The organism is Flavobacterium sp., assembly GCF_028689845.1.
Classification (GTDB): Bacteria; Bacteroidota; Bacteroidia; order Flavobacteriales; family Flavobacteriaceae; genus Flavobacterium.
The window spans coordinates 103532-117720 of sequence record NZ_JAQVCH010000004.1 but is presented as its reverse complement, the minus strand read 5'-3'; the positions used below and the strand labels follow the sequence as shown (position 1 = coordinate 117720).

10 protein-coding genes are annotated in these 14189 nt (G+C 32.5%); 5 read left to right on the top strand and 5 right to left on the bottom strand.

Annotated elements, in window-relative coordinates; translation table 11 throughout:
* Window positions 1-172: 172 nt before the first annotated feature.
* Complete coding sequence (locus PHR76_RS13120) at window positions 173-310, bottom strand: DUF4268 domain-containing protein (protein WP_366143564.1); 138 nt, start codon at window positions 308-310, stop codon at window positions 173-175.
* 250 nt (window positions 311-560) lie between these two features.
* Window positions 561-3593 carry a type I restriction endonuclease subunit R gene (locus tag PHR76_RS03150; protein ID WP_300058475.1) on the bottom strand — a complete coding sequence of 1011 codons (3033 nt, stop codon included), beginning with the start codon at window positions 3591-3593 and terminating at the stop codon, window positions 561-563.
* Between the two features lie 138 nt (window positions 3594-3731).
* Between PHR76_RS03150 and PHR76_RS03145 the strand changes: the two genes are divergently transcribed.
* Window positions 3732-4358: a DUF3427 domain-containing protein gene (locus tag PHR76_RS03145; RefSeq protein ID WP_300058473.1), complete on the top strand. Its 627-nt coding sequence runs from the start codon at window positions 3732-3734 to the stop codon at window positions 4356-4358.
* Between the two features lie 265 nt (window positions 4359-4623).
* On the opposite strand, the gene glgP is transcribed toward PHR76_RS03145, so the two are convergent.
* Both glgP and PHR76_RS03135 read right to left on the bottom strand, forming a co-directional pair.
* Window positions 4624-6282: an alpha-glucan family phosphorylase gene (gene glgP / locus PHR76_RS03140; RefSeq protein WP_300058471.1), complete on the bottom strand. Its 1659-nt coding sequence runs from the start codon at window positions 6280-6282 to the stop codon at window positions 4624-4626.
* Between the two features lie 121 nt (window positions 6283-6403).
* Window positions 6404-7747, bottom strand: a complete 1344-nt coding sequence (locus PHR76_RS03135) for a DEAD/DEAH box helicase (RefSeq protein WP_300058469.1) — start codon at window positions 7745-7747, stop codon at window positions 6404-6406.
* A 384-nt stretch (window positions 7748-8131) separates the two neighbouring features.
* Between PHR76_RS03135 and PHR76_RS03130 the strand changes: the two genes are divergently transcribed.
* From PHR76_RS03130 to PHR76_RS03120, 3 genes are all read left to right on the top strand, one after another.
* Complete coding sequence (locus PHR76_RS03130) at window positions 8132-9325, top strand: hypothetical protein (RefSeq protein WP_300058467.1); 1194 nt, start codon at window positions 8132-8134, stop codon at window positions 9323-9325.
* Between the two features lie 5 nt (window positions 9326-9330).
* Complete coding sequence (locus PHR76_RS03125) at window positions 9331-10746, top strand: hypothetical protein (RefSeq protein ID WP_300058465.1); 1416 nt, start codon at window positions 9331-9333, stop codon at window positions 10744-10746.
* Between the two features lie 114 nt (window positions 10747-10860).
* Entirely contained in the window at window positions 10861-11106 is a 246-nt protein-coding gene (locus PHR76_RS03120) for a hypothetical protein (RefSeq protein WP_300058463.1), read from the top strand.
* Here PHR76_RS03120 and mce read toward each other — a convergent pair whose 3' ends face one another.
* Entirely contained in the window at window positions 11107-11517 is a 411-nt protein-coding gene (gene mce, locus PHR76_RS03115; RefSeq protein ID WP_300058461.1) for a methylmalonyl-CoA epimerase, read from the bottom strand. It abuts the gene before it with no gap.
* 177 nt (window positions 11518-11694) lie between these two features.
* Between mce and PHR76_RS03110 the strand changes: the two genes are divergently transcribed.
* The gene (locus PHR76_RS03110; protein WP_300058459.1) at window positions 11695-14106 is read left to right on the top strand and encodes a TonB-dependent receptor; all 2412 of its coding nucleotides are present in this window, start codon (window positions 11695-11697) and stop codon (window positions 14104-14106) included.
* The last annotated feature ends 83 nt before the right edge of the window (window positions 14107-14189 follow it).

Genomic DNA, 14189 nt, shown 5'->3' with positions numbered 1-14189 from the left:
CTTCTTTAAAATGAAGTCTACAGGATTCTTCACTCCCAAAATTTGCTGTAAAACTGAATAAATTCATTGCTTTTTTTATCAAAAATAATACTTTTTATTTAATTATGGGTAATTACGGACAATCAATAATAATATTATAAGTAATAACAAACCTTGTTTTTAGACACGAGTTTTATTTCAAATTTTTAATTGAGGATAGAAAAGCGTTTTCAAACTTAGTTAGATTTGTTATTAAAAACATAATCATTTTGTCCCAATCGGATTCATTGTATAAATTAATTCTTTGTTCTTCTACTTTTATTCTACTCATTTGTTATTTGGTAGTTCTTCCCAAACTAATGCTTTGCTAAACGATTTAACTATTACTTCTTTATTTTTATACAGTTTTTTGAATTACATTTTGTTTGTTCCTTTCTTAATTAACTATTTGTTAAGTTTTTAAGATGTTCTAAATTGTATTTTTTATACAAAAACTATTATTCAATTAGGAATAATATTTATTAAATCAACAAAATCTAAAACAATAATAAATATTATTAAGTTGTTCTAATATTACTTTATTATCTAGAAAACATATCAGCTAAACTTTCACTTTGAGCAATTACTCTGTCTGCTTCCATTTTAGCAACGTCTGGTGGATAACCGTAACGCATTAGTATTTTCTTTACCGTTAAACGAAGTTGTGCTCTAACATCATCCCGTTTGCTCCAGTCTACTGTTGCATTTTTTCTAACTACATCCACTATGGTATGAATTAGTTCTTTCATTTTATCATCCGTCAAGAAATAGGTAGAATCGTTATCTTTTAGAACACTATAAAAGGCATATTCTTCGGGTGTTAAACCTAAATCTACTGATTTTTTATCTTCTAATTGCATTTCTTTTGCAATCTCTGAAAGTTCTGCTAAGACTTGTGCTGAATCTATTTGGTTGTTGTGGTAGCGTTTTACAACTGACTCTAACATTTCGGAAAACTTTTTACCTTGTACTAGGTTTTTTGTTTTACGTATTTTTACCTCATCACTCAATAATTTTTTAAGTAATTCAAAGGCAATGTTTTTTTGTTGCATGTTTTTTACTTCCAACAAAAATTCATCTGATAGGATTCCTACTGATGGCGCTTTAATTCCTGCAGCTTCAAAAATATCAATCACACCATCACTTGATAATGCTTCGTCTACAATTTGTTTTATAGCTGTTTCTACTTCAAAATCAGACTTTACTCCATTGCTTGTGAATTTGTTTATTCTTGCTTTTACGGCTTGGAAAAACGCTACTCCATCTTTAATTTTGTTAGCATCTGGACTAGGAATAGCCATTGCAAAAAGCTTTGACAATAAAGTCACTTCTTTTAAGAATCGTTCTTTTAATTTTTCACTTGATACTATAAAATTTTGAGCTCCTAATAGTATTTGTAATTTTTGTGCTGTTTCTGATTTAAAATAGGCTTTGATGTCATAGCCGTTGAACATTTGTTCTATTACTTCAAACTTCTCTTTCATTCCTGCAATTGCTTCTTTTATATCAAATATGGGAGTTCCTTCCCCACCGCTTTGTAAATAAATTGCCATTGCATTTCTTAAATCTTGACCTATTCCGATATAATCTACAATTAATCCTCCTGGTTTGTCTTTATATACTCGGTTTACTCTTGCAATTGCTTGCATTAAGTTGGCCCCTTGCATTTTTTTATCAATGTACATTGTATTTAAACTCGGAGCATCAAAACCAGTTAACCACATATCTCTAACAATGACTAATTTTAGTTCATCATTAGGGTCTTTCATTCTTACTGCTAATTCTTTTCTTTGTTTTTTTGTAGTATGATGCGGTTGTAATAAAGCTACATCATCTGATGCGCTTGTCATTATTACTTTAATTGTTCCTTTGTCTAAATCTTCATTATGCCATTCTGGTTTTAAATCAATGATTTCTTGATATAGTTTAGCACAAATGGTTCTCGTCATTCCTACGATCATTGCTTTACCTTCAAAAACTTCTTGACGCTTTTCAAAATGAGAAACTATGTCTTTTGCAATGTCTTTTAATCGGTCTGGATGACCTACAACGGCATCAATAGTCGCTACTTTTTGTTTGGCTTTTTCTAATTGTTCTTCTGTAGCATCAGCAATTGCATTAATCTCTGCATCGATAGTAGCTGTAGTTGCATCGTCTAATTTAATTTTTATTAAACGAGATTCGTAACTTATTGGAACTGTTGCTCCATCATCTACTGCTTGCTTGATGTCGTACACATCTATATAATCACCAAATACTGCTGGTGTTGATTTGTCTTCTTTTTCTATGGGTGTTCCTGTAAAACCTATGTAGGAAGCATTAGGTAAGGCATCACGTAAGTATTTAGCATTACCATAGCGTGTTTCCATTCCTTGTTCGGTTTCAACTTCTTTACCTGCAAAACCATATTGACTGCGGTGTGCTTCATCAGCAACCACAACAATATTTGTTCTTTCCGATAAGGTATCGTAGACATTTCCTGTTTCTGGAGAGAATTTTTGAATAGTAGTGAAGATTACTCCACCACCAGAAACTTTTAATAATTCTTTGATGTGTTCTCTGTTTTCGGCTTGTACAGGTTTTTGACGTAATAAATCTACGCAATTACCAAAAGTGCCAAACAATTGATCATCTAAATCATTACGGTCGGTTAACATCACAATCGTTGGGTTTTCCATTAATGGATGTGTAATTATTTGACCACTATAGAACACCATTGTTAATGATTTGCCACTACCTTGAGTGTGCCAAACAACACCTGCTTTTCTGTCTCCATCTGAACTGTGCGTTGCACGTATGGTTTGTGCTACTGCTTTTTGTACTGCATAATATTGATGATAGGCAGCTACTTTTTTTACTTTAGTTTGAAATATTAATCCTGTTTTCGCATCCTTTTTTTCTTCTGATTCGAAAACGGTACAATAGCGTATTAATTCAACCAAAGTCTTTTTGTCTAACATATATTCTGTTAGAATTTGTAACTCGGTTTTAACTTCAGCTGTATTTTCTTTTGATGCTTTCCAAGGTAAATATCTTGAGAAAGGAGCTGATATACTGGATGCTTTCGCATCTATTCCATCGGAAATGACACATAGTGCATTGTAATAAAAAATACTTGGAACTGCTTGTTTATAGGTTTGGATTTGTTGAAATGCTTTTAAGACTGTTGCTTTTTCATCAGTAGCATTTTTTAATTCTATAAAAACTAAAGGTAAACCATTTACATAAATAACGACATCAAAACGTTTTTCGGTATTGTTTTCTTTAACCACTAATTGATTGACTACCCAAAAGCTATTGTTTTCAATATTTTGAGTATCTAATAAAGTAACCGGAATACCAATTGTGTTTTCTCCTTTTGTATATTCTACAGTAACGCCATTGGTTAGATAGTTATGGAAACGTTCGTTGTTTTCCATAATATCTTCTGTACCCAAATTGATTACTTTTTGGTATGCTTCCACTTTAGCTGATTCTGGAATATCAGGATTTAGTTTTTTTAAACTTTCTTTAAACTGATTCTCTAAAATAACCGAAGCAAAGTTTTCTCTTTGCGGATAGATATATTCCGCCATTTCAAATAAATGGCTTTCAACAAATTCTCTAAGTTATTTTAAGTTTATTTTAAAGATAGCAAAACAGGGTTTTGACATCAAAATAAATGATTTCAACGAGGACGAAAAGACAATGCTCTTGATGTTGCATTATGATGTTTGGGAAATGCAGGAGGATTTGACAATTTAGAAAAAAGCATTAAGGAAATAGGTAAGAATAAAATTCTCGTAAATGAAATTATTGAAGTATTAGAATATCAAATTAATAAAATAGATTTTAAAGAATTAGACATAGTCTTACCCTATCAGCAACCACTAAAATTGCATGCACGATACACCAGAGATCAAATTTTAGTTGCCTTTAGGTTTAGCACTTTCGAAAAAAAATCATCTAGTCGAGAAGGAGTTGCTGAGAATGTAAATTTAAATACAGAATTGTTTTTTATTAACTTAATCAAATCGGAAGAAGACTTTTCGCCAACAACCATGTATGATGATTATGCCATTAGCGAAACTTTATTTCATTGGCAAAGTCAAAACTCTTCGAGAACTGATACTGGCAAAGGTTTGACATATATTAATCAACAAGTAAATAATAAAAAAATACTACTTTTTATAAGGGAAAGAGCAAGTAATGAAAATGGTAATACATTAGGCTATGTTTTTATTGGTGAAGCAGTATTTAAAGATACAGTAGGCTCAAAACCTATGAATGTTAAGTGGGAATTAAAAGAACCTATACCAGAATATTTATGGAAAGAATCTGCAAAGATGTCTGTTGGATAGTTTTTGTGTTTTGATAATGAAATTTAGAGGTTTTTTTATTAAATATTGATGTTTTTAATTGCAAATAATAATGGGAAACATAATAGCAAAAAAATGTAAATCTTGTGGCTTTTCAAACGAATTTAGATACGGCGGAGGAAGATATAGTTATCTAACACATTGCCCTGTTCCAGCAATCAATAAAGAAACTGGATATACAAATAAAAAATACAGAAAAATCTATAAGACCTGCAATTCACGCTTTGCTCCCACTTTGAAAGAATTATCAATACATTTTTTCATAATACTCTGTTGCCATTCGTTCTGAATCAAAAAAGGGCACCACACTATTCATACTCTCCATCATGATTTTATCCCAGTTTTTACGTTTTTGATAATACATCGGAATGACAACTTCTTCTAATAAAGTCAATAGATTATCTAAATCCTGCTCATCTTGCTCATAAGTCGGTAAATGATGATCAACCGTTGGCAAAACAAACGAATTCTTGCCATTTTTATAAAACTCACAAATCCATCCATCATTGGTAGAAAGATTAATAGAACCATTCATAGCTGCCGACATACCACTTGTTCCTGATGCTTCTCGCGTGACTCTTGGCGTATTCAACCACAAATCGGAACCTTCTTTTAACTGACGAGATAACTTCAATTCATAGCCCGTTAGAACAGCCATATTCGCATAAGACCGACTTAAATAGGCCAACGAATTGAACGTATTAATTGCACCATAATCCATTGGATAAGGTTTTCCAGCAAAAATCAATTGAATCGGAAACTCCTTGTTATCCATTAATCGTTTAAAACGTGCTTGGTCTCTTGTAATTAAATCGGGACGTTTATATTCGGCAAAACGACGTGCCCAAACAATCGTCAAAACTTCATCTTTAAAAAGTTTTCCGGTTTGATCGGCCACTACATCAAATAACTTGTGTTTTAAACGGGCTTTTCGAGTTAACACTTTTTTTAAATCTTTCGCAACGCGAGCTTCTTCTATAAACGGGTCGGCCCAAAAGTTTTTATTCTGTGCATTGGTAATGTGGGTAATCGGACAAACGCCTTCATAACCTTCCCACATCTGGCGAGAAACTTCGCCATGTAGTTTCGGAACACCATTGGCTTGATGGCTAAATCGTAAACCCACTAAGGTATGGTTAAATGTATTGTCATAAATTCCAGTGATCGCTCGGACTTCTTCTAAAGGTAATCCGCAGAAAAAACTCAACTTTTGTAAAAAATGAATCTCGTGTTTTTCATTCCCAGCTTCTTCCGGTGTATGCGTCGTAAAGACTAATCTCTTTTTCAATTCGTCAATAGAATGGCCGAATTTTTTATACAAATGAAAAGCTCCCGATAAGGCATGAGCTTCATTAAAATGATATAAATCCGGTTGGTAATTCAATTCGTCCAACAATTTAGCTCCACCAACGCCTAAAACCATACATTGAGCCACTTTTGCATTCGGATCTGAATCATATAGGCGAAATGTTGTTGACTGTGCTAAATAATCATTTTCTGGTAAATCGGTCGACAAAAAAAACATCGGTGCAGTGCCAAAAGTGGTTGGATTGAGGAACATCGCTTTTATCCATACGGGATGATGGTTAATTTCAATGGTGAAGCGAATGCCCGTATCTTCTAAAAAATGAAAAATTTTCTCTTGAAACATCACGCCCATCGAACGGTCTTCTTTCCGAATTTGGTCATAATAACCTTGCTTCCAAAGCACACCAATTCCTATCATATTCTGCTTTAAATCAAAAGCACTTCGCATGTGTGAACCAGCTAAAAATCCTAATCCACCAGAGTATATTTTAAAACTTTGGTCAATGGCAAACTCCATACTGAAATAGGCTACCGATTTTTTAAATTTTTTATCAATCGTATAAGGGTGCTGATAAGCTTTGGGTAAAGTAGTATTCATCGTTTTACTATAATTTTATAAAAACCTTGCTTAAATTTTAAGAGTAAAGAGAGAAGGTAAAAATCTCTTTAATTGAATGTTCAAATATAAAAAAGTTATTGAAATACAAATTTAAAATTCGTTATTCTGTTTTTTTGATAACGGCTCTTGCCACTTCAATTTTATATTTTTTCCCTTTCATTTTTTGATTTTCTATCTGAATAAGCAACTTATTAATTGCTTTTGCTTTAATTGCAATAAAGGAACTAAAATCTTTTACCTCGATAAGTCCAATGTCTTCTTTCGCAAGATTTCCACTTTGCATAAAGAATCCAACTAAATCCATTTTTCTAAGTTTAGTCTTCTTTCCACCACTTACGTAAAGCGTTTGAAATTGAGGCGGTTTTGGAAGTTCCATTTCTTTTTTAACAGAAAAAGTCTTCATTTGATAATCAATATAGTCTACCTTTTTGTCGTCTTGATGATGTAAAACATAAGCGGTTCCGGTGGCTAACATTCGAGCCGTTCTTCCATTTCGGTGAATAAATTCTTCTTTTTTAGAAGGAAGATGGTAATGAATAACATGTTTCATTTCTGGAATATCTAAACCGCGGGCCGCTAAATCGGTAGTGACCAAATAATTCACACTTCCATTTCTAAAAAGAATTAAAGCACGTTCTCGTTCTTCCTGATCCATTCCGCCATGATAGTAAGTGGCTTGTATGTTTTTTTGCAGAAGCAATTCGCAAATCCGTTCGGCAGCTTCCCGATGATTACAAAAAATCAAGGCCGCTTCTGAATTTATCGAACAAAGTAACTGTACCAAACAATTTAATTTATCTTTCTCTTTTGATAAAACTAACTGCACCGAAAGATTGGAATCTTCTGTTGTATCGGGAATAAAATCAAGAATTTCAGGTGATGTTATTCCAGTAAAAGAAGGAATTTCAAGAGCTGGCGTTGCCGAAACACAAATTCGCTTATTAATTTTGGAGAGTTGATTACAAATAAAAGCCATTTCTTCGTGAAAACCGAGTTGCAATGATTTATCAAATTCATCTAAAATTAAAGTTTTAATTTGATTGGTCTCAAATGATTTTCGCTTTAGATGATCGACTATTCGGCCAGGAGTACCAATTAATATAGCTGGTGGCTGACTCAAATTTTTCATTTCAACATCCATAGAATGACCACCATAACTGGTATTTACTTTAAAGGAAGTGCCCATTTTTTTCCAAACTTGTTCAATTTGAATAGCCAATTCGCGTGAAGGAACTAGAATTAGTACTTGCACTTGGCGAATATCAGCTTGAATTAAATTAAGAAGTGGTAAAAGAAAAGCAACCGTTTTACCAGAACCTGTTGGCGAAAGTAAAAGCGTATTACTTGAATTAAGGATTGTTTCCTGAGCCAATTCTTGCATTTCGTTAAATTGCTCGAATCCTAATCGCTCTAAAACGGTATTGTTTTCACTATTTTTAGTCATGGGCCAAAGGTAAATCATATTATGGTAGACCGAATGAAAATACCTGTTTTTTTAAAATAAAAAAGGCGGAATTGCTTCCACCCTTTTTGCCCCAAATCTACCATAAACTTAACCTACTTATGCTATGGTGGGTCAAATATAGAAGGAGAATCTATTTCAAAAAAAAAATCTGTTGAACTCACCAAAAACTCGATGAAGTGTGAATTAGAAGAACTTTTTACATATCACAACAGCCATTTATAGTATTATTGAATAATATTAAAAAAAAATAAACTTTCTAACTTGATAGGAATCAAAACAATGAACCACGCAATTCCATCAAAAATTATTTTTTTAAACTAAAATAGTTTACTTTCGCATTTCATTTCAAAAAACCCTATTAGTATGAGATTAATTTCTTATTTCAGTTTGGCACTTATAATGGTAAGCACAATTACCTTAACTGCTCAAAATATTTCTTCTGAAAATATAGATTTTCAAATTTTAAAACAACCAAAAACAATCGTTGAACCCGCTAACCGATTATTAAAAGTAACGGTAACTTCGCCTTATAATGTTACAGCGGACGACGTTATTGCAAAATCGAAAGCGGACCATCAAGCGGCTTTAGATAATTATAAAAATGTAGTGGCTAATAGCGAAAAAGAATTTCAAGAGAAATTAAAAGATTACGATAAAGATGTTATCAGTTCAAAAGAGAAATTTGAATTGGAATCGGCTGAGTTTAAAAAACTTTCATTGTTAGAACGGATGTCAATGACTGACCAAGGAAAAAACCCAAGGTTAGTAAGCCCAACAAAACCAGTTTATTATAAACCAGCACCGCCTGTTTATCAAGAGCCTAACTTAAATAATTATATTATTGTTGACAATAACGTCTTAAGTTCTCAAATTAAAATTGATGGATTTTCTAAAGAAGGGAACTATTTAGACGTTGCGATTGACATTCAAGATGTTCAATTTCAAGATAATGCAGGTCAAACTTTTGCCAATCAACCCACTACTTTAATCGTAAAAGAAAATGGAGTTGAAAAAATAAATGCCAAATTTTTTCAAGAATTTAAATTGATTTCTTCTTCGCCAAGCAACAACATCAACAAACCGTTAGAAGAAAAAAATCATTTAAATAAAGTGGTTGCTTTTTTAAACCAATATTTAAATGATAATTACGGTTTTCAATCGATGAAAAGAACGGTTAAATTAGATAAAGTAAAAAATAAAGGTCAATATGACGATTTAGAAAAAGCACATATTTATGTAACTACTAATCTAAAAAAACTACAACCTTCTGAACCAGAACGAAGTGCTGCCGCAATGGTTTCTATGCAAAAAGGAATAGACATTTGGACAGAAACTTTGAAAAAAGTAGAATTTAAAAAAGATTCTAAATCAGACTTCAATTCAAAAATCGGAGAGTTTATTTATTTTAATTTAATTCGTTTGAATTTAGCATTGAACAATAAAAAGCAAGCTGAAGCCTATTTGAATGAGATGCAAGAAAACCTTATCGGAATCAAGTTAAGTTATGATGAACAAAATGAATTAAAAGCTTTAGAATCAGAAATTTATAAAAAATAAGCGTGATGAAAAATAATTTATTTACCCTTTTATTTCTTTTTGTATTCGGAACGACTTTTGCTCAACAGGCAGAATGGGGTTCAAAATTTGATTTTGATGCAAAAAATGAGTTAGCTCCAAAATTTGTATTGGTTGACAATTACAACTATTATTTACTCTCAGTATTAGATCGTATTGGAATGATGGCGAAAAGTGAAATCATTTTAAGAAAATTTGATCAAAAAAATAATTTAGTAGAAACGACTAAGCACGCACTACCTGTTTTGGATAGTGGAACGTTACATAACATTTTGGGCTCATTTGCGATTGGAAATGAAAAAGCGGTAGTTTTTACGCAAAGCTATTCTAACAAAGCTAAAAAGAATGACCTTTATAAACATGTTTTAGAAAAGTCAACGGGAAAATTCACGAGTACTTTAATTGCAAGTTATCCTATACTTTCAGCAATGAAATCTGGCTCTGTCACGGTGAAACAATCAGACAACAAAATGTATTTTGTACTGAATTATCAAGTTCATTCTTCTAAAAAAGAACCCGATGTAAACCACGTAAAAGTAATTAACGGTAGTTCATTAGAAGTAGAATGGGAAAAAGAAGTGACTTATACAGATGAATATTATACACGTGATGTGGTGGCTACTAATTCTGGAAACGTTGTTTATGTTCGTCCAGCCTATAGTTATAAATTAGACAACTACATTTCGTTAGTGACTAAAGACGACCAAAAAGCAATGCAAGTTGGCGAGAAAATTGATATTCACCAACCAAAAGCTATTTCAATTGGAACACAAGATTATTTGCTTGCGTTCAATTATCCTTCAAAAGGAGTTCGTCGTGGCGATTATGGTTATTTGATGCTATACGATTTGAGTTCCGGTAGTATATTGCAAAACAATGAAATCGAAGGATTTAATTCGGTGATTAAAATCAAAGAAGTTGCTTTTAGAGATGTAATAGCACAAAATAATATGTTGTATATTTTTGCAGAAGCGAAAGTAGATGCAACTCCAAAACCTACTCCGGGTTCAACTGGATTTCCAGAATCAATTTTTACGTATGGTCCATCTTTTCTAATTATGATGGGTAATGACGGAAAGGTGTCAAAAATGAATCCAATTATAGCCAGCACAAACAATGTTGCCGATTTATTTCATGCCTTTGGAGTAATTAATGTAAAAGGCGAATATTTTATTAATACCGGAATGTATAGTGGTCTTTACAGTTGGAATGATATCATTAATAATAAAAAGACGGTGGACAAAGTAGCGTTTGGTCAACAAAAACCACTAGGAGTCGAAGGTAAAAAAATAGATTTTATAAATCAGTTAATGCATTACTATGTTGATAGAAATCAATTTTTGTTCGCATTAGTCATCGATGGTACACAAATGACAATTGGAACTTTTCCTGGGTTGAATTAAAATAAAATTATATAACCCGATTTAGTTTAATGTTATTATTAAATTAAATCGGGTTTTTTGTGCTTTATACTTTCATGGTTTTGGTATCTTCGCTTTTTATTAAATTGAATTAATTTGAAGCTGATTGCCTTTTTATCCTTAACCGAAAACGAACAATACCGAATACTCTTTAAAGAAGGAACTAGTGTTGCGGAACGTATAGAAAAACCCGTATATAAAAAATTATATAGCTTACATAATTTTTATGTAGAGATACATTTTCATTATGGAACGGAAGAAATTCTGTATAAAAAAGTATTTAAAAACGGCGAATTATTAGACAATTACCTGAACGAAAATATTCTGCCCAATCCCTCGTGATTAGTTGTTTTTCTTTTCGCAAAGTTCTATTAAAACACCCTGCGTAGCTTTGGGGTGCAGAAATGCAATATCGAGTCCCTCTGCCCCTTTTCGTGGGATTTTATCAATAAGTTGAACGCCTTTTTTTTCTAATTCCATTAAATTATCTTCAATGTTAGTAACCGACAAAGCGAGGTGATGCAAACCTGCACCTTTTTTTTCAATGAATTTGCCAATTGGTCCTTCTGGGTCTGTTGTTTCGAGCAATTCAATTTTAGTTTGTCCAATCTTAAAAAAAGCAGTTTTTACTTTTTGGTCTTTTACTTCTTCAATGGCATAACATTTTAATCCGAGCATGTTTTCCCAAAAAGGAATAGCTTCTTCTAAACTTTTAACAGCAATGCCAATATGTTCAATATGAGAAATAGTCATCGTTTTTATTCAAAAATAACATAAAAAATCTAATAATGAATTTACAAAAAGTTATCCTTCAAAAATTAGTGTATTATTCAAAATTTATATTTGAGTACATTATAAAAATTGATATCTTTAAAAAAGTAAAAAAGAGTCACTCTAAATCTTTTAAAATACTGCTATTTAATTTATTATATGAAAAAACTATTTCTTTTAGAACTGTTTTTATTTCTTTCAAATTCAATTTTTGCCCAAACAATTACGCTTAAAGATATACAAAGCGGCAAGCCAATTGATTTAGTCTCGATATCAAGTCAAATTCCAAAGGCAGTTGTTTTTACTAATGCAAATGGACAAGCCAATCTGACAAATTTTATAAATTCTGAGAAAATTGAAATTCGGATTTTAGGTTATAAAACGGTTATAAATAGTTATAAAGAAATTGAAGCGAACCATTTTGTAATTTATTTAGAATCATCGAATTTAAACTTAGAAGAAGTCGTAATTTCTGGCACACGATGGAATCAATTATCGAGTGAAATTCCGTCGAAAATCGTTTCTATATCGGCGGTTGAAGTCGCCTTAATCAATCCGCAAACCGCTGCTGATTTGCTCAGTATTTCTGGAAAAGTTTACATTCAAAAAAGTCAACAAGGTGGTGGAAGTCCAATGATTAGAGGGTTTTCTACTAATCGATTACTCTATACAATTGATGGTATTCGAACGAACAATGCCATATTTCGCTCTGGAAATATTCAAAATGTGATTAATTTTGATCCTTTTGCAATTGAAAATACTGAAGTTTTATTTGGCCCTGGTTCAGTGATTTATGGCAGCGATGCGATTGGAGGCGTCATGAGCTTTCAAACCTTAACGCCACAACTTACTTTAACAGAGGAAGCGTTAATTACCGGAAAAGCGGTCGCTCGAACTTCTTCTGCAAATCAAGAACGAACCGGTCATTTTGATGTCAATTTAGGATGGAAGAAATGGGCATTGGTGAGCAGTTTTAGTAGTTGGGATTTTGATCATTTACGACAAGGAAGTCATGGACCAACCGATTATATCAAACCTTATTATGTGCAACGGCAAGATAGTTTAGATGTGGTGATTACGCAAGACGATCCGTTATTACAAATTCCTTCGGCCTATTCGCAGTTTAATATGATGCAAAAAGTACGTTTTAAACCCAATGAAAAATGGGATTTTCAATACGGTTTTCACTATTCTGAAACCTCTCCTTACGGAAGATACGACAGGCATAATCGAGTGAAAAATGGAACTGCTCGGTATGCGGAATGGAATTATGGTCCACAAAAATGGATGATGAATAATTTGACTGTTAGCAATCAAAACACCGGAAAAACTTATGATGAAATGACCATTCGTCTAGCTCAACAATCGTTTGAAGAAAGTAGAATTGATCGTTCATTAAACAAAAATATCCGAAATACACAAACAGAAAATGTAGAAGCTTACTCGGTAAATGTGGACTTCAAAAAAAATATTAATTCAAAAAACACTCTTTTTTATGGTGTTGAATATGTTTTAAACGAAGTAGAATCTGCAGGATTAGAAACAAATATCAAAACGGGAGAAGAAGAAATTGGTCCTTCCCGCTATCCAAAATCTACATGGCAGTCGATGGCCGGTTATCTTAATAATGAATACAAAATGACCAATCGTTTTTATGTTCAAACTGGTTTGCGTTATAATTATTATGCCTTAAAATCTGATTTTACAACTAATTTGGCCTTTTATCCTTTTCCATTTGAAGAAGCAAAACTAAATGATGCGGCCTTAACGGGAAGCATTGGTGGTGTTTATCGCACAGAAAACGCATGGGTTTTTACGAGCAATTTCGGAACGGGATTCCGTTCTCCCAATGTAGATGATGTTGGAAAAGTATTCGATTCATCACCAGGAACTTTAACCGTGCCAAATCCCGATTTAAAAGCCGAATATGCCTATAATTTAGATTTAGGTTTTGCAAAAGTGATCAATAATTTCATTAAAATTGATGTCACTGCTTATTATACTATTTTAGAAAATGCCTTGGTTAAGCGTAATTTTCAATTGAATGGTGACGATTTTATTATCTATGATGGTGAATTAAGTCAGATTGAAGCGGTTCAAAATGCGGCAAAAGCATCGGTTTATGGATTTCAAGCTGGATTGGAAATTAAACTTCCAGCCGGTTTTAGTTTCTCCTCCGATTTGAATTTTCAAAAAGGCGAAGAAGAACTAGATGACCAATCAAAAAGCACTTTACGACATGCTGCTCCCCTCTTTGGAATGTCTAGTTTAACTTATAAAGCGGAGAAATTAAACTTACAATTCTACACTAATTATCAAGCCGAACGAAAATTTGAAGATTTACCTTTTGAAGAACAATTAAAAGATGAAATTTATGCCAAAGATAGCAATGGAAACAATTTTGCACCTTCTTGGTATACGCTTAATTTAAAATCGATGTATGCTTTAACCGAAAAATTAAGTCTAAGTGCTGGTGTAGAAAACCTTACAGACCAACGTTATCGTCCGTATAGTTCAGGGATTTCTGGTGCTGGAAGAAATTTTGTACTCTCGTTGCGAGCTGACTTTTAATTTAAGAAAATAATTTAAACTATAATTCCCTACTCCTTAGAATAGGGAATTTATTTCTCCTTTTACCTTGAATACTTTTGTTC